At 59.9% G+C, this 15,632-nt stretch carries 18 protein-coding genes and 1 pseudogene; 4 read left to right on the top strand and 15 right to left on the bottom strand.

From position 1 onward, the window contains the following. Positions 1–4: 4 nt before the first annotated feature. From FY112_RS29380 to FY112_RS38165, 11 genes are all read right to left on the bottom strand, one after another. Positions 5–823 (bottom strand): TrbG/VirB9 family P-type conjugative transfer protein, encoded by an 819-nt coding sequence (locus FY112_RS29380; RefSeq protein ID WP_225525179.1) that lies wholly within the window; start codon positions 821–823, stop codon positions 5–7. Between the two features lie 8 nt (positions 824–831). Further along, positions 832–1,488 (bottom strand): VirB8/TrbF family protein, encoded by a 657-nt coding sequence (locus FY112_RS29375; protein ID WP_246700770.1) that lies wholly within the window; start codon positions 1,486–1,488, stop codon positions 832–834. A 106-nt stretch (positions 1,489–1,594) separates the two neighbouring features. Beyond that, positions 1,595–2,668 carry a type IV secretion system protein gene (locus FY112_RS29370; protein WP_029875117.1) on the bottom strand — a complete coding sequence of 358 codons (1,074 nt, stop codon included), beginning with the start codon at positions 2,666–2,668 and terminating at the stop codon, positions 1,595–1,597. An 8-nt stretch (positions 2,669–2,676) separates the two neighbouring features. Beyond that, complete coding sequence (locus tag FY112_RS29365) at positions 2,677–2,880, bottom strand: hypothetical protein (RefSeq protein WP_029875116.1); 204 nt, start codon at positions 2,878–2,880, stop codon at positions 2,677–2,679. Further along, positions 2,877–3,668, bottom strand: coding sequence for a conjugal transfer protein (locus tag FY112_RS29360; RefSeq protein ID WP_151519903.1), 792 nt, complete (start codon positions 3,666–3,668; stop codon positions 2,877–2,879). The genes FY112_RS29365 and FY112_RS29360 overlap by 4 nt, the downstream gene beginning before the upstream one ends. Before the next feature lie 22 nt (positions 3,669–3,690). Continuing rightward, positions 3,691–4,866, bottom strand: a complete 1,176-nt coding sequence (locus FY112_RS29355; RefSeq protein WP_151519902.1) for a transglycosylase SLT domain-containing protein — start codon at positions 4,864–4,866, stop codon at positions 3,691–3,693. Beyond that, positions 4,844–7,363 carry a VirB4 family type IV secretion/conjugal transfer ATPase gene (locus FY112_RS29350; protein ID WP_151519901.1) on the bottom strand — a complete coding sequence of 840 codons (2,520 nt, stop codon included), beginning with the start codon at positions 7,361–7,363 and terminating at the stop codon, positions 4,844–4,846. The genes FY112_RS29355 and FY112_RS29350 overlap by 23 nt, the downstream gene beginning before the upstream one ends. A 3-nt stretch (positions 7,364–7,366) precedes the next feature. Continuing rightward, entirely contained in the window at positions 7,367–7,693 is a 327-nt protein-coding gene (locus FY112_RS29345) for a VirB3 family type IV secretion system protein (RefSeq protein ID WP_026154667.1), read from the bottom strand. Between the two features lie 2 nt (positions 7,694–7,695). After that, complete coding sequence (locus tag FY112_RS29340) at positions 7,696–8,055, bottom strand: TrbC/VirB2 family protein (protein WP_064682858.1); 360 nt, start codon at positions 8,053–8,055, stop codon at positions 7,696–7,698. Continuing rightward, a complete protein-coding gene (locus tag FY112_RS29335) occupies positions 8,055–9,131 on the bottom strand; it encodes a transglycosylase SLT domain-containing protein (protein ID WP_151519900.1) in 1,077 nt (358 codons plus the stop codon). The genes FY112_RS29340 and FY112_RS29335 overlap by 1 nt, the downstream gene beginning before the upstream one ends. A 679-nt stretch (positions 9,132–9,810) precedes the next feature. Further along, on the bottom strand, positions 9,811–10,305 hold the full coding sequence (locus tag FY112_RS38165; RefSeq protein WP_246700769.1) for a hypothetical protein: 495 nt from the start codon (positions 10,303–10,305) through the stop codon (positions 9,811–9,813). Between the two features lie 668 nt (positions 10,306–10,973). Here FY112_RS38165 and FY112_RS38160 point away from each other — a divergent pair. Both FY112_RS38160 and FY112_RS38155 read left to right on the top strand, forming a co-directional pair. After that, complete coding sequence (locus FY112_RS38160; protein WP_029875109.1) at positions 10,974–11,156, top strand: hypothetical protein; 183 nt, start codon at positions 10,974–10,976, stop codon at positions 11,154–11,156. Between the two features lie 83 nt (positions 11,157–11,239). Then, positions 11,240–11,368, top strand: a pseudogene (locus FY112_RS38155) (LysR family transcriptional regulator); the annotation flags it as partial. A 1,069-nt stretch (positions 11,369–12,437) separates the two neighbouring features. Here the strand turns inward: FY112_RS38155 and FY112_RS29310 are convergent. After that, entirely contained in the window at positions 12,438–12,923 is a 486-nt protein-coding gene (locus tag FY112_RS29310; RefSeq protein WP_064682855.1) for a hypothetical protein, read from the bottom strand. Positions 12,924–13,429: 506 nt separating this feature from the next. Between FY112_RS29310 and FY112_RS29305 the strand changes: the two genes are divergently transcribed. After that, the gene (locus FY112_RS29305; protein ID WP_033182415.1) at positions 13,430–13,705 is read left to right on the top strand and encodes a WGR domain-containing protein; all 276 of its coding nucleotides are present in this window, start codon (positions 13,430–13,432) and stop codon (positions 13,703–13,705) included. A gap of 197 nt (positions 13,706–13,902) precedes the next feature. Here the strand turns inward: FY112_RS29305 and FY112_RS36985 are convergent, their stop codons facing one another. Continuing rightward, positions 13,903–14,067, bottom strand: a complete 165-nt coding sequence (locus FY112_RS36985; protein ID WP_165419125.1) for a hypothetical protein — start codon at positions 14,065–14,067, stop codon at positions 13,903–13,905. Positions 14,068–14,481: 414 nt separating this feature from the next. On the opposite strand from FY112_RS36985, the gene FY112_RS29295 reads away from it, so the two are divergent. Continuing rightward, on the top strand, positions 14,482–14,760 hold the full coding sequence (locus tag FY112_RS29295) for an HU family DNA-binding protein (protein ID WP_028743952.1): 279 nt from the start codon (positions 14,482–14,484) through the stop codon (positions 14,758–14,760). A 63-nt stretch (positions 14,761–14,823) separates the two neighbouring features. On the opposite strand, the gene FY112_RS29290 is transcribed toward FY112_RS29295, so the two are convergent. Beyond that, entirely contained in the window at positions 14,824–15,156 is a 333-nt protein-coding gene (locus FY112_RS29290; RefSeq protein WP_151519898.1) for a hypothetical protein, read from the bottom strand. 57 nt (positions 15,157–15,213) lie between these two features. Further along, entirely contained in the window at positions 15,214–15,537 is a 324-nt protein-coding gene (locus tag FY112_RS29285; protein WP_064245277.1) for a DUF736 family protein, read from the bottom strand. Positions 15,538–15,632 lie beyond the last annotated feature (95 nt).

The raw sequence follows: 15,632 nt of genomic DNA, 5'->3' as shown, positions 1-15,632 counted from the left end.
TTTCCTAGTGTTGAGCTTGTTGCGGGGGACCGCCGGCACCGATCCGCTTCGGCGCAACCGCACCTTCGATCGGCGCCGGAATATCGGCGGGAACAGTTCGCAGATTGAACAGGCAGGTCTCGTCCTCGGTGCCATAGCGCAGCGACCACTGCCGCGAGACGGTATCGATGACGATGTAATCGGCCTCGCGGCGGTAGTTCACGAGGCTCTCGCGGCGTTTCCGGTCGACGATGAAGATCGCCGGAATGTCGCCGGTGAATTTCATGAAGGTCTTCAATCCGTCGTCAAACACCCAGAGCGGCTTTGCCGCATCGCTTCCCTTGAAGCCATAGTCGTAGTTGACCTTGTCGCGACGGATGTTCTTGAGGTTCGGATTGCGCGCAGCATCCTGCGCCTGTTTCCAAAGCTCGGCAGTCCCCTTCAGCCCGGCATCTTCGGGATAGGTGAACTGCAGCTTGAAGGTCTGGTTCTGGATCGCCTTGCTGTCGTTGACCCGCAGATCAAAGGAGTAGGTCCGCCTGGTGGTCACAACGGAGAGATTGGTCGAAGCGTCCTTTTCCATTGGCTTCAAGGTCAGGGAACGCCGGTCGGCCGAGGTGAGGATCTGCCAGGAGACAGTGTCGCCGGCAACGACCTGGGTGATCTCTTCGTCCGTGCCGAAGAGGATCGTCGTCACCATCCCGTAGGTGCCGGTCACCAGGAAAACCTGTTCAGCCGAATAGGGTAGCGAGCGCACCCGAGGATCGAGCCTTCCCGGACGTGCAACCAGTTCGGCATGACCGACCGTGGTTCCCAGCAGCAGTAAGAATGAGAGCGCCGCCATCCATTTCATCATTGGGCGGGCCCCGACGGCATGGTTTCCGGAACCCTCGCGTATTCGGTGATGACAAAGCCCAGCGGATTGTACAGACGAACCCGGTTGCTGGCGGGAAGATTGATCTGCCGGTAGCGCACCGTGGCAGACCAACGATTGACGACGTCGCCACCGCGCTGGCGCTCCCGCGTCTCAAATCGGACCGCCATGGTCGAGGCATTGAGAGGATTGACCGAGAGGATTTCCGGCTGGATGTCGCCGGTGGCACCAAGCGTCTTCACGGGCCCTCGTGGATTGCTTGGGTTCATCCACGCCTCATACTCCTTGAAGGCGTCCGAGTTCGGTTCCGACCAGAGCGCGATCATGTCGAAGTTATCCGAGAGATAGCGGGGGTCGTAGGTCTCGCGGCGGATGACGTAGTTGCCGACGAAGGAGGCGCGAACGGCCTGGATTTCCGAGACGCTCGACCGATCCTTGTCGAGCGTCGTCACCGTCTCCATGTAGCCGGTGTTCTTGTCCACGATCAGGGGTACGACCTCGGTGCGGACAAGCGGGAAGAGTTGTGCCACCGAAAATGAGAGTATCCCGGCGATAGCCCAGCCGGCCACCGCGAACACAAGCAGGATCAGACCGATCAAGGTCCGAAGCGAGCGGTTCTTTTCGCCCCAGGACAAGTGCCGGTCATAGATTTCCTGCGGCCCGGGGACATGATCGGTCGGCGCAGGTGTTGTCTGTCTTCTGAACAATGCCAAGTGTTGCCCTCGAATAACGGTGTCTCGTTCACTCGCTGTTGCGGCGGCGATTGGTCAGCATCCGGCCAAGCGCGCCGACACCTGCCACACTACCGCGGCCGGCAAGTGCTGCCGCCGTCACGGCGCCTCTCGGTCCAGCCAGCATGCCAAGCGCGACGGCTCCCGCCTGCCCGGCCCTCGAATTGCTGGATGCGAGTGTTCTGCGCGCGGCGCTGTAACCGGTATCGACACCGCCTCCACCCGGCACGCCCGAAATTGCCGTCCCGTAGGAGAAGGTTCTGGCGAAATCCGGCACCTGAAAAATGAAATAGGAGATCAGCGCCAGGTAAAGCACCATGGCGAGCACGATCGCCAGCGCATTTTCCTTGGTCGCCATGTCACCGTTGATGGTGTCCATCATGCCGATTAGAAAACCGAAGGACAGGCCGGCCATGATGTAGGTGAAGAGCAGCATGAACATGCCGTAGGCGACGCCCCTCACCCACGCGTCGAAGACAAATCGCGTGGTGCCGAAGAAGTAGCAGAGGATCGCGATCGGCCCGATCGCCAGCATGACGGCGGTGATCATCTTGGCAAACAGCGTGACGCCGGTGAGGATGAGCAGCATCGGCAGCAGACCGAACACCAGCACAATGAACACGACCACGGCGCCAGTAACATTCGGCAGCCATCCCGACTCGTAAGAATTGAAAAGCTGCATGGCGAAGTCGTAGACCTTGCGTGCCATGCTGGCGACCTGCTGGGCCAGATCGGAACCGGCCGACTGGCCGCCCATTGCCGAGGAAATAGCCGAACCGAGATCCTGTGGCGTCGACAGCACGAACTGGCCGATATTGTCGTAGAAGGTAGCCCAGGACATGACCAAGGCGTAAGCCAGCGCGATCTTGAAACCTGTCACCGCCATATCCTGGAGGGAGACAGCAGACAGTCCGAGTGCGCCCCAGAGGAAGTAGAGGATCAGGAAGATCGCCAGGATGGCTGAGACAAGATTGCTGTGTTGAGCAAACAGGCCCCAGGCCCGTTCAAGGGAGGCTTCGTTGATCTTGTCGAAATATCTGAGCGCATCGCCATAGAAATTGATCGCGTAGCTGACTGGATCCATGTCGCATCCTAATTGACAGGCCGCATCGGGCCGCAATCATCCGTGACGGCTCTCGCCAGCGCCTGTTCCGGCCGCGCTGGTTGCGGCGCTCTATCGTAGCCGAGCGCCGGCACCGGGTTTTCGTCGGCCGAGCATTTCGCCAGTTGTTCGTATTTGCCGCCGCAGCCAGTGAGGGCCGCGCAACAAAATGCCAGGATGAGGGTCAGCCTCACTGCTCCTGCTCCTGGAACGCCTTCAACTGATCTCGAACCGAGGCCCCCTGCTGCTCCCCGCCCCCATCACGCATCACGCTGTCGGGAAGGGGTGCGAAGGTCTTGAGGTTCTGCGACGAGGTGGCGAGCGCCGCCTTGTACTGCTGGTTTAAAAGCATGACCTGGTTGTTGAGGGAACCAACGGCCTCATTGGCGGTCTGATTGCCCTGCAGCACCATCTGGGTGTTTTGTTCGAGCGCACCCTTCAGATCCTGAGCCGTGCCGATCTTCTCGGTTGCCTGCATGAACGAGTTCTGCCGATCCTTGGTGGCGCTGTTCATCGCATCCGTCAGCGCCGTCATCGTCGTCAAGGCATTGACCCCTTGCGAATAGGCCTGGTTGGCGCCGGAGAGCTCTCCACCCTTGACGGTATCGACCACCATCTTCACCAGGTTGAGGCCGTTGATAAGTTTGGCGGCCGTATTCTGAAACTCACCGCTGATGCCGCCGAACACGGCTTGGTTTCCCGACAGGATCCTCCCGAAATCCGGCGCTTGCCCCATGCTGAAGCCATTGCCGGTCGCAAGCTTGGCAAACTGGCTGGCATCTTGACTGCGATCGCCGGTGATCGCCTGCAAGGTCTTCGTCGTGTTGTCCTTGACGACCGAGGTGTCCTGCTGGATCTCAGACGACAGTTTCTTGATGTCCTCACTAAGCGAGATGTTTTCCGAATCCTTGACCGGGACCTGCGCGTAAGCATGCGAGACGGCAACGATGCCAAGGGCTGCCGAGATGACAAATGTCTTCATGTGCCTAACCTCTCTTGTCCATTCAGTTTGCTGTCGGTCTGGCATCGACGACCGTCACCAGGCCCAATACGGGATCCTGCATCGCCGAAAAGGTCGCGATGGTGCCATTGGCGCGTGCCTGTTCCTGCAGGTCATCGAGCCAGCGCTGGATCTGCTCGGTCGTGGCACTCGACGGCACGGCAAAGCAGCGGGTGCTGCCGGTGTCGACGATCGTCGAAGGGCATTGGATTTGCGCCATGACGAGCGAGCCCTCGAAATCTTTGGAATTGCCGCCACCGGAGCCGCGCAAGTTCGCCGATGACGATTGCAGCCCGGCCTGCAGGCGCTGCAGATATTGCTGGTTCGCTTCAATCGATTTCCCAAGCAGATCATTCCAGACCGATCCGCGCTCGACCTGCGCCTGCGTGTTGCGATCGACAGCCTTTTTCAGCTGCTCACCGCAACCGTTCCCGTAGCTCGCGCTTTCGGGCTCGGTGTTGTCGCCAGCTGGTGGGGTTCGGTCGCCATTCTGCGCCTTGTTGCGGCCGTAGTAGGCGGAGACCTTTTTGACATAATCCTGGGTTTCAGGAATGTTCGGGATCTGACCATTCTGCAGCGACTGGCGATATGGCCCGGCATTGTAGCCGGCGGAGATCAGGTCGTAGCGACTGCCGAACATTCCCTGGAGTTGCTTGATGTATTTGACGCCCCCGCGGATATTATCGCGCGTATCGTAGGGATTGACGCCCAGCTGAGCTGCGGTTCCTGGCATCAGCTGCATGACACCGGTGGCGCCGACCGCCGAGCGCGCGGACTGTCGGAAACGCGATTCCTGTTCGGCGATGGCGAGCGCGAAATTCGGATCGACGCCCTGGCGGATCGCCTCGTCCTCGACCATGCGGGCGACTTCCTGCTGACTCGGCGTCCGCTGCGATGATGCCGCCGGTGCGGTATCGCCACTCATGCCATCTGCCGAGCAATCGGCGGGTGCGCCTGAGCCTTGGCCGGGCGCCACGCTGTCCGTCGTTCCGCCCGAGGCGCCTTTCAGTTTCCGGGTATCTGCCTGATAGCCCTGGTACCAGTTCAAGGTCGCCTGCTGGATCTTCTGGCGGGCATTGTCGATGACCGGAACCTGGGCGCGGGTGGCGGCGGGGGCTACCACTGTCGCCAGCGCCAGCACGGCGGCCGTCGCCAGCTCAGGAAGTCTTGCGTTGGTCATCGGACGCTTCTCCCTCCCAGTCGCAAAATCTCGACAGCCAGTTCTTCGGATCGTCTCCGTATTCGTCGAGCAGCATCTCGACCTCGCGAACGGTCTCCTCCCGGCCGGACAAGACCTTGATGAATTCCGGCATGTGGGACATGTCGACACGCGCGATCACGCTGCTCTTCGCCTGCTTGATCAGCATGAAACGCGAGCTCGGGTCGCCGTTCTTGACCCATTCGAATTCGGCCCTCGAGAGTCCGAAATTATCCATGTAGGAGTGCTCGTCGGCCTTCGGATTGGCAAAGAAGATATTGGTCGACGTTTGCTCGATGATCGTGCGGCTGACGCTGGACTGCACGACGTCGTCGGCCGACTGCGTGCCAAATATCACCAGACCGTTCCGTTTCCGGATGGTCTTGAAGTAGTCCTTCATGGTGCGCTTGAACTCGTCGTCGTCGAGCAGCTTCCAGGCTTCGTCCATCAGGTTGATGATCGGCGCCTTCCCGTCATAAACCTCGTCCAACCGATGGAACATGTAGAGGAGGGCCGCGGTACGCACCGTCGGATCGTCGAGGATCGATGTCATGTCGAAGCCGATCATCGGCCTCGAAATATCCAAATTGTCATCGGCATTGTCGAAGAGCCAGGCATAGGGGCCGCGATCGATCCATTTGTCGAGTCGTGCGATCAGACTGCCTTCGGTCCTCTCGCTTCCAGCGAGCAGCGCCCGCAGCGAGGATAGACGACGATACGACTTGTCCTTCGTCTTAAGGACGGATTTGATCGCGCTACGGATGATCGCTTCTTCCTGTGGCGTCAGGCTCTCGCCTTCCTTCGATGGCTTCAGCATGAAGCTCAAAAGCCGGTACAGGAAAACGCGGTTCTCCTCGGTGTCGTCGAGAAGCAAGGGATTCCAGCCCGCCGGTTCGCCGGGTTCGAGTGTCATGTATCGCCCGCCTGCCGCACGAACCATGATGTCGAGACCACGATCCTTGTCGAAGACGATCGTCTTCAGTCGCGGGCTGACGCGGTAGGCCTGCAGAATCAAGAAAGCCATGATAACGGTCTTGCCTGAACCCGTCGGTCCGAACACCGTCGTGTGCCCGACGTCTCCCTGGTGGAAGTTGAAAAAGAACGGCGTGCCGGAGGTCGTCTCAAAAATGGTGATCGCCGGTCCCCAGTGGTTTCCGTCCGGCTTGCCATAGGGATAGGCGTGAAAACTACTCAAGCCCGCGCAATTGAGCGTCGAGATGAGCGCGCGCCGCGCAATATAGGCCTGGTTGCCAGGCAGTTGCGCCCAGTAAGCCGGCTCGGCGTTCAGATCTTCGCGAACATAGGAGGCGCCAAGCGCCCCAAGCTCGTTTCCGATCAGCGCCACCGCATCGTCGAGTTGAGCCGTCGTCCTTGCGACCGGCATGATGGTGAGGTGATGCTCGGTGAAGGCAACGCGTTTGCGCGCAAGCTCGTCGCGGGCGATGTCGAGATTGGCCTGCACGCTGGAGCCGCCCTCGTCGGCCTTCGACATCTGCCGATCGAGCCTTTCGATGCGGCTGCGCGCAGCCATGTCGTCGATGAACGACATCGACTGGGTCAGCACCATCTCGAAGGGCAGCTTGAGGATGTAGTCGAGCATGCCGGCGCCGGTCTCGGGCGGATATTCCTTCAGCGATACCATCGCGGCATAGCGATCATCGCCTGATGTTTCGCCTTGGAGATGGATGATCCGATTGCCGATCGACGTGCGCCGCGCCGGCAGCATCTCGTCGATCGGTATGTTGCCGAGACGGATCGGCCGGACACGGCCGCCGTTCAGCAGCGTGTAGAAGAACTCGCATTGCTCCGAGAACCAGATTGTTCGCGTGCCTTCCTCAAGCATCGTGTCGTCGGAGATGGTCCGGTAGATCGTCTTTCCGTCGCCAAGATCGACCTCGGCGCGCCGCACGTCTCGCAAGACTTTCGGACCGTAGGCGGCAAGCGATTTTTCCAGTGCCCTTGTTGCTTCGACAAGCTTGTCGCGCATCGCACGAAACTGCTCCCTGCGCACGACATCGCCGCCGATGCCCATGACACGGGAGAGCGCCGAACCCTTCTTGAACAAGGGCCGTACAACAAGGGACACATAGGTGTCGTTGACGAACATCTCGTTCCTGGAGATGCTCGACTGATAGACGTCATCGAGACGCCGCATGAAGGGATCGGCGAACGCCGATGGCAGCGACGGCGCTACCTTGCGCCTGATGACATGGGTGTAGAGAGCAAAATTGCCGATCGACGAAATCGCGCGGAAAGCGGCGTTCCGCTGCCGCTGCAGCATGTTGATCGTCTCGATATCGGCGGTCTCGAAGGAAAAGCCGGTCAATTGCACTGTGGAGACCAGGCAGTCGTTCTTCAGTCGGATAATGCCGTTTTCGATCGGCACATAGAACGGGACGTGTGTCGATATGCTGCGGTCGGCGAATATCTCCCAACCTTTCGACAAGCTCCCTTTCAACGATCTCGCCATGGTGCCCATCGATCACGCCCCATAGGTCCTGATGCCACCGCCGAGCCTTCGACCCAGAGGATTGACGCCGCACATGCTGAGGCGTCCGACGATCTCGAAAAACCACAGGTCGAGCTTCACCGTCAGCACATAGAGAATGCTGTGAAGGATCACGAAGGAGACCGGGAACCAAAGGATCGAGCCTAAGATCATGAACACCATCAGCGAGATGAAGCATTCCGCCAGAAAGTATGTGTAAGGGATCCCCATGACCGTCGGCGGCCGTGTCAGAGCGAGGATGACCGGATGGCATTCGATGTAGTCGTCCCCGCCGTCGGTGTTGCCGCTGAATGCCGCCATGATTACGACCCACTGCCAGCGAGGAAGTCGACCAGTTCGGCGGCAGCAAACATGCCGGCAAGGCTTCCCCCGACCCGAAGCAGGGCGCCCCAGGACCAGTATCCGAAGGCTGCGGCCAGAAACATGCCGATGAAGGCGATCGCTCCGACCGAGCGGCCGAAGGGGCCGGTAAAGAACTGCACCAGCCGGTCAGCGGCATTTTGCAGCGCATCAAGGTTCTGCGCCGCCGCTGGTTCGAACTGGCTGACAAGCAGGATCAGGCTGGTCGCCAACACCATCGCGGCATTGCCGACCCACTTGCGCTTTGCCCTCGAACGCCAGGCGACGCCGGCATAAAGGACTGCCATTGCGATTACATTCATCAATGCACCTCTTCCTTGACGATTTTAACCGGACCGCCAACGTGGGTCGGTCCGTCTTCCTGGGGGGAGCGGTTCGCCGCTGTGAGCGGATCTGCAACAGAAAAAACAAGCATCGGCGACTTCGCGCGGTCGGCAGTTCCTGCCCGGCGCTTCGAGCCGGACTCCGACGGAACTAACAGGCCGCCATGCATGCCCGTAGCGGTCGCCACCGCGCCAACGTAGAACCCGACGACACGCGTGACATAGTCCGCGGTTTCCCGGATCAGCGGCAAGGAGTGGCGAAGATCGACACGAGGCTCACCGGCATTATAAGCAGAGGCGACAAGCACAGGATTGCGATACTTGTCGATGAGAACACGGAGGAATCGAGTGCCGGCGCGGATATTCTGTTCGGGATCGGTGAGATCATTCGCACCAAAGGCTGCGCCGATCCGCGGCATCACCTGCATCAAACCGACGGCACCGGCAGGACTGACGAGGCGTGGATCGTAGCTCGCATTTTCGGCCCGCATGATCGAGAGCACCCAGTTCGGGTCAACCTCTTCCGCAGCGGCGATCGTCACTGCCAGTTTTGCATATTCTTCGGGAATGCCGGAAAGCAGATCAGCTCGAGGCGGCGCCAACGACTGTTTGGCATCCAAGTTTGGTTCGGCCGCCGGATCAATGACCGGTGTGGCTGGCCTCTGGTCGAAAGAGAAGACGCCGATTGGCGAATGCACGGTGCGATCGCGCCGTGCATTCGCAGTATCAGCCGCTTCTCCTGGTAAACCCGCACGCCGGTTATCAAACTCTTCAACCTTTTCCAATGGGAGAGCACTGGCACCAATCGGACGTTCATCGTTCGGCGCGTCAAAGCGCTGGCTGAAGCTGACCCAATCGATTGTCGGCTGTGGCGGCTGCTTGGCTGCAGCGGCCAGACTTGACCCGGCGATTGGGTTCAACCGGGCTGCCACTCTCCCCACCTTCTCAGTCGTGATACCGCCAGGCCCACCAGCGTGAGCAGGCGTTCCTGAATAGAAGGGCAGATCGCTGTCGCCGGAGTTGGAAGCGAAACCGGTGAGCAGAATTGTCGACATTCCAGCAACCCACAGCGTGCTTCGCGACCATGCCTTTTGCGGTGTTTTCACAGGCGGAAGTGGGATTCGTTCCATGGCCGAACCAGTTCATAATTATACTGCGGTATAAGATTTTGAACTGCATTCCGTTACGGAAATCAACCTTAAAATTTCACTCCGGTATAATTATTGGCAGCGATAGCGATGGCGGGGCGCTCTTTTCCTGAGCAAATTCAGTCGTCTAGCCGCGACCATTTATCTGGCATCCAGCGATATTGGATCTGTTCGCGATCGCCCAGAACACGCGCTAAGCGCACCGCAGTGCCTCCTTTGATCAACACCGGACTGACATCCGTTCCTGATCGAGGCTCATAGATTCGGCAGACGAAATTGGGCAATTCCCTCTGGATCCTCGAGACCGGATAGCAGGACGCGACCTGATAGCGGCTGTCACCGCCACTGATATTAAGACCCGTCTGCTGGACAGGACCGAGGCGTTGGCGTCCAAACCGTGTACCATACTCAAGCTGGCACTCGACGATATTGCTGGCATAGGCTCTGCAAGCGGTGAGGCTGAGGTAAGCAAATGGGACTGGGGGCAGCGGTCGCGTTGGGTGTGTCAGGTCGCCACATCCGGACAACAGGATCAATATAGCCAAAGATCCCGATCGCGTTTTGGAAATCCGCATCGTGTTGCTTTCTAATTTTCCTGCCGATATCCGGCATGGGCAAGGGTTTCGAGGAAGAGATCACGGGCAAGCCGGCAGTAGGGTGATGATGGCTGTGCCAGGTGGAGCTGCGTCAGGACCAGTCCGAGATTGGAAACAGTGGCTACTACGACGGCGAGGTCATCATGGAGGGTGTCACGGCAAATCTCCCGACCTTCGTGACCTTGCACAGTGATGGCGTAGTCATTACGCGCGATGCTGTGCCACAGTTCGACGGTACCGGTTTCGCCGCCTGTGCTTTCCGCATCGCAGATCAGCATGAGCGCGTAATCTGGATGCGGCAGGCCGCTTTCCTCGATTGACGTGCCGCCATGGAATTCCGTCAACACAACGTGCGATGCGAAGAGCAGCATCCGTTCGTTGACCAGCAGACGTCTCTGCCCAAGGCGGACAAAGCCGTTCATGGCGACAGAGCGGGTAGCGGCAGGTGAAAGACTCTCCCCGCAGTGCTGGCAGATCGCCAGCAAGTGATCGTTCCTGAATTCGAACGCGTTGTGAAAGCGGTTGACAATGAACTGCTCGACATTCTTCGTTCGACCACCGAGCGACTCGACGAATGCGAAGGCATCGAGCGGTGTCCATGGCCGCTTCAGAACATCGTTCTCAGAGCTGTCGGCAGCGTTGACGAGGCTCGATGGTCCGACGACAATGCCGGCGGACCGGGTCTGTGCGCCGCAGCCCGGGCAATCGATGGATATCGCAACTTTGTACCATTCCTTCGTCAGTAGGGATCGATTGTGTGTCAGATGCAGACCCGGTTGTTAACAGCGTAGAGGGCGCGCAGGTGGTGTTCTGATCTCCGACCTTACCCCTCGCGCAGCGAGCTATACTTATACTCCAGTATAATATTTTATCAACCAGATGAGGCCGCCTGAGGGCTTCAAATGCTGCGGAGACGACCTGCCGCAACAGCCGACGCATGAGGGTTATTTTGAGCAAGGGGCGCCGCCCACATCAATGGAAGCACCAAAACCCGATGAAGCGGTCCCTCCCGCTGACGCGGCAGAGTCTTCGCTGCCACAGCCAGCCAGGAACTGCCTCCAAGATGATTGCTGAATAGCATTCACTATCGTCAAACAACGACGAAGCAGCCATCGTTGCATGAACCCTTCCCTCAATCAGTTCAGGAGATTCTATGCAGCGACGTCAACAAATCGAGCAGGAGACACGCAAGAAGATTTCCGATCCGTATGACGTCGACTACTTCGCCAAGAAGCACGGGATAAGCCTCAAAGATGCCGCTCGGATCATCAACCTCCATCGCTCGGACAGGGACTCCTCTGATCGGGCGGCATACCATCTGAAAGACTCGTGTTGAAGACCGAGGCTCGCCGTAAGGTCGTTTGCCTCACCCGCAGCCACGCACAAACGACGTCTTGAACCCGCACCTGCTGATGATCTGAGTTCGCACTGTCGGCGATCTATCCGTCGCGACGTCTGCTCAGCGCACGCCTGGCAGCTTTCCTGCAATTTCTCAAGCAGACGGTTCCCAACGAAATGCCCGATGAACTGGCGGCTTACGTTGGCAAATGGCAGGTAAGAGCCTCCCCGCTAAAAGTAGCCGAGACATCACTCGCAAGATCGCTCATCAGCGCAATCGCCGAACCGCGGATTCGCGAAATCACCTACCGGCTCATACGCGCAATCCGCAAAACGCCGCTTTGCTCAACCACCTATTCGCCGAAATCGTCGATGAGTAATAAACGCGATCGCCGGTTCGCCGATGCGCGGAGTTGGCGAAGCACCCCATCGCCCATTATCCCAGCCGCACAATCGCGGGCGAACCTATTCGCTGCTCCACCGACCAGCCCAACCGCCGAAACGCGAGAACGCCGGATCTCTCTTCTACCGATTGGCGAAACGGGGGAATTGCCCGCCCGCCGATTCACCGACTAACGATTCAAGGTTGCGCCGTGAGGAGGTGCCTCTTTCTGCCGCCGAACGAACTCTACCAGGACCAAGTCCATGTCCGGGCAGACCCTACGCCTGCGAATAAGCGGTGACAGATTCCGGCACTGATCACGCCTCTCGGCAATCGCCCCTCGGGCGAAAACGGCTAATGGTATACCGTTAGCCTATCCTGCCATCTCTCAAGAAATCTGTCTGGCCCACCGTGCCCGAGGCGCCGATGCTGTTGCGAGTCGCCAGACAAAGCAACAGCGATCACGGGCTCATTGCCTGTGATCCGCGCCGGAGGAACAGCACAGTGGGCCGGACAGATTTCTTGAGAGATGCTGAAGCAAGCCGTCGTCGTGAGCAGTCGAGAGGACCGTGACCGGAGGGAACGGCCTCGACGACATGCGAACGATGAGACGGCGAGCGCACCGCAGGAGTGGACGCGCACCTGGAGCGGATGCCCGAAGCAGGAGGGCGCAGCGCAAGGTACTCGTCCTCTCCGTCTTGTTTGGGGAAGTCGCGGCAGCGTCCGCCTACCGGCCCGACAGGCCGGGCGGGTCTCAACCCGCACCACAGGGAGAGAGGAGTTGAGGGGAGAGGCGGCAAGTCTCTCCCCTCAAGACCGCGCGCAGGCTCGACGCCCGCGAGCGGTCAAGCCAGCAGAAAAGGCGAGAGACGGCCGTAGCCGCCCCTCGCCGGCGCATCAACCGTAGATGACACGGGCGATGCTGATACCAATGCCCGCCTCGCTGCGGATGGCGCGCATGATCGGGGCGAGCGTGCCCAACTCGGCGTCGGTGAGGGCGACAAGGCTCGGATAACTGATCTCGATGCCGTCGCAATCGGCCGCGAGCGCATAGTGCCAGTCGCCGCCGTTCACACGGTACTCGTGAGTGTCGACGTCGATTTCGAGATGATCAAGCAGCGTGATCCGGAAACGGGCAAGCCATTCCTCTTCGCCGTGAAGCTGGAAAGCGGCGAGGCCTCCCTCGTCCGGCTCGTTGGCAAGCTGGCGCTCCAGTGCCGTGATGGATTGCACCCGCGCAATTGCACATGCCAGTCCCTCGCTGAGCTTGTCATGCAGTTCCAATAGGAATTCATCTTCGCAACCCAAGCGATTTGCGAGGACGGTGAGCCTGAAGCCCGCAAGCACTGCGAGCTGATGGACGTAGTACCAGTCATTGGACATTGTAGTGTCTCCTTTCCGTCTCTGACGAAAGGAGGCCGCACCGTAGCCGCGAGGGGTCAGGGATCGCGGACGCGACCGCCAGCGGCGGCAAGCGGAGGAACCGATTTTCTGGTGATGGCCCGAAGGGACGGCGACTGAAAATTGGAGGGGCCGCGCAGTCCTTGACGCCGGAGCGGCGGGTGCACAATGGGACGTCAGAGAGAGATAGACCACGGCGCCGCCAGGCGCCGTGTCCGTATCCGGCGTCCAGCCGGCCATGCAGCCTTATCATCGGCCGTAGTCGTGAAACATTCCCGCCGCCGATGCGACAACCGCGAGAGGGGCGTGACCCGAATGGGCGGAGACCGTTTTGCGGGCTCCGTGAGCGACGGCGAATAGCACCGTCCGCCGCAGGCGGCTCGCCCGGATCATCCGCCGACAAGCCATCATCAGCATGAATCAATTGATACCGACCGATTCAAATATGTCGTTGGACGCCGAGACCGCCTTGCTCGATTCTCCGTGCCATGATTGCGCAACGCTACCAACTCTATGTCGAACGCACCGACGCTTCGAAAAACATGGCCCGCTACTATGCCATGTCGATCGAGCCCAACCTGTTCGGCGAGGCCTGTCTCATCCGTCGATGGGGTCGTATCGGCGCAAGAGGTCAAAGGCGGGAGCATCATTTCGCGCGGGAGGAAGAGGCGGTCAGGCTGTTCCTTCAGCTTTTGCGAAAGAGGCGGTCGCGCGGATACAGGCCGAAACCGCATATCCGGGAAGATGCATCGGGTGATCGATAGCGAAGGGAGTGCCGCGGAGGCAGATGCCATCCTGATGTCGATGGCATGGGAGCGAAACAGGAGTGGGGGTATCCACCGCTTCCGCCCTTCCCACAAGAACCTCCGCAGGTTCTGACACCTGCCAGTGGCGAGCGAAGCTGGCCTGAAGCGCCGGTCGATCCGGCGCCTCAGGCCAGGCGACATGGCGAAAGCCACCCTCAGAAGGGTGGCTCGGTGTCGATTGCGCCTTCCTGCTCTGCGGTGATCACCGCCAGTTCGGCGCGCGCCAGCTCCAGTTCGTTTTCAATCTCGCGGCGCTCCACCGGGTCGATTGCTTCGCGCAGTTCGAGTCGAAGCTCTTCAATGTGTTGTTCCAGAAGCATCGTCGTCTCCTTGACGTTTGTGAAAGACGACGCGCACGGTCATGGGTGCGTGGCGGGGTCAGGGATCGCGGAACGCGACCGCCAGCGGCGGCGAGTGGGGGTTCCGATTTTGTCGGAGTGCAGGGAACCGGAGCGGAGGCAAAATTGGGGGCACCGCTCGTCCTTGAGGCCGTCATGCACCCATGACACCCTCGGACGGACTGAGCAGACATTTCCTCAGGTATGGCACCAGAGATCCGCAAGCGGGCTCGATGCCCGCTTGCGGATCCACCATGCAGACCCACGGAGATGCCTCAAAGTCCTTGGTAGTTGTGGAAAAATGGGCAAATCGGTGATCTTGACGCGGTGCGTCGATGACAGCGCTTTGATCCCCTGTCAGGGATTCTCGCATTAACGTTGATGCGGAGAATTGACATGACCACCACGAATGAAATCGCCGACAAGATCGCCGGCGAACACAGCCTCACCAAGGCCCAAGGAAAGGCGATCGTCGAAGCGGTGATCGCGTCCATCACCGAAGCCGCGGTGGCTGGCAACGAGACCTCCCTCCCCGGCTTCGGCAAGTTCAAGGTGAAGGAAACGCCGGAGCGCGAGGCTCGCAACCCATCGACTGGCGCGACGATCAAGGTTGCCGCGGCCAAGAAGCTAGCCTTTACCCCGGCCAAGGCATTGAAGGATGCGCTGAACAAGTAATGTTGTTGGCCAAGCAAAAAATAGCCCGGCGCCGTGCCGGGCTATTTTCGTTTTGGGTTTGCGTCAGCGAGCGGATGTCCCGTTGAGAATATCCTGGATGATCGTGTCGCTGACCGCGTCATGCGCTTCACAGGCATGGTCGTCCAGTAGCTTGTGAAGAATGCCGGATGCCAAGGGTATGGAGTCGAAACCGCGTGCGATTGTCGCGGACCGCAGTTGTGACAGTGTTTCGAACTCCCGGAAGTCAGTGCCAAGCCAGAGTTCGAGATCCTCACTACCTGCGTCCGGAAATGCCTGGAGGAAGAACGTCTGAAGCGGGCGGTCGTAGCCGATAATGGCATCCGGGGCGGAGTGGTCGGATGCGGTCCTGGTGACGGTAATTGTGTAGCGGCTCATGGCGGCCTCCTTTTGGAATGGGGAGGCCGGCCCCGGTTTCGGGGCCGGCGGTCCGGTTCAGGCCGGGCTGTTCCAGAGGATGACCTTCTTCCCGGGCTCGCCGCCGGGCGCCGGGGCGACGTTGCCGAAGATCACGCCGATCTCGGGCGCCTCCAGCTTCGTGGAGATGTATTCCTCGCCAGTCTGGCGAGAGACGCGGTTCCAGCCTGCGCCGATCTCAAAGCCGGTCTTGCGGTGGATGATGCGGTAGTCCGGGGCTTCTTCGCTCGCCTTGTTGGCGTTCGGGACGAGGGCGATCGGTGCGTTGACCCGGATGGTGGCGAAGACGCCTTCGAGGGTGCCGTCGGTCTTTTCGGTGAGGGTTGCGATCGTGGTAGCCATGGGATTGTCTCCTTCGTTGCATCGGGACCATTCCCGATGGCGCCCGAAGAAGGGGCTGCGCCGCAGGCGTCACCGCAGCGTAGCGAAGGGAAACC

This window comes from Rhizobium sp. PEPV16 (assembly GCF_008919455.1).
Lineage (GTDB): Bacteria > Pseudomonadota > Alphaproteobacteria > Rhizobiales > Rhizobiaceae > Rhizobium > Rhizobium leguminosarum_Q.
Note: the sequence above shows the minus strand (reverse complement) of the source record. Positions and strands in the feature narration are given on the sequence as shown.

Excerpts from the sequence above, each read along its gene's own strand:
- FY112_RS29380 (WP_225525179.1), bottom strand. The coding sequence starts at position 823 with ATGGCGGCGCTCTCATTCTTACTGCTGCTGGGAACCACGGTCGGTCAT.
- FY112_RS29370 (WP_029875117.1), bottom strand. The coding sequence starts at position 2,668 with ATGGATCCAGTCAGCTACGCGATCAATTTCTATGGCGATGCGCTCAGA.
- FY112_RS29360 (WP_151519903.1), bottom strand. The coding sequence starts at position 3,668 with ATGAAGACATTTGTCATCTCGGCAGCCCTTGGCATCGTTGCCGTCTCG.
- FY112_RS29355 (WP_151519902.1), bottom strand. The coding sequence starts at position 4,866 with ATGACCAACGCAAGACTTCCTGAGCTGGCGACGGCCGCCGTGCTGGCG.
- FY112_RS29350 (WP_151519901.1), bottom strand. The coding sequence starts at position 7,363 with ATGGGCACCATGGCGAGATCGTTGAAAGGGAGCTTGTCGAAAGGTTGG.
- FY112_RS29345 (WP_026154667.1), bottom strand. The coding sequence starts at position 7,693 with ATGGCGGCATTCAGCGGCAACACCGACGGCGGGGACGACTACATCGAA.
- FY112_RS29340 (WP_064682858.1), bottom strand. The coding sequence starts at position 8,055 with ATGAATGTAATCGCAATGGCAGTCCTTTATGCCGGCGTCGCCTGGCGT.
- FY112_RS29335 (WP_151519900.1), bottom strand. The coding sequence starts at position 9,131 with ATGTCGACAATTCTGCTCACCGGTTTCGCTTCCAACTCCGGCGACAGC.
- FY112_RS38160 (WP_029875109.1), top strand. The coding sequence starts at position 10,974 with ATGCAGCGACGTCAACAAATCGAGCAGGAGACACGCAAGAAGATTTCC.
- FY112_RS29310 (WP_064682855.1), bottom strand. The coding sequence starts at position 12,923 with ATGTCCAATGACTGGTACTACGTCCATCAGCTCGCAGTGCTTGCGGGC.
- FY112_RS29305 (WP_033182415.1), top strand. The coding sequence starts at position 13,430 with ATGATTGCGCAACGCTACCAACTCTATGTCGAACGCACCGACGCTTCG.
- FY112_RS36985 (WP_165419125.1), bottom strand. The coding sequence starts at position 14,067 with ATGCTTCTGGAACAACACATTGAAGAGCTTCGACTCGAACTGCGCGAA.
- FY112_RS29295 (WP_028743952.1), top strand. The coding sequence starts at position 14,482 with ATGACCACCACGAATGAAATCGCCGACAAGATCGCCGGCGAACACAGC.
- FY112_RS29290 (WP_151519898.1), bottom strand. The coding sequence starts at position 15,156 with ATGAGCCGCTACACAATTACCGTCACCAGGACCGCATCCGACCACTCC.
- FY112_RS29285 (WP_064245277.1), bottom strand. The coding sequence starts at position 15,537 with ATGGCTACCACGATCGCAACCCTCACCGAAAAGACCGACGGCACCCTC.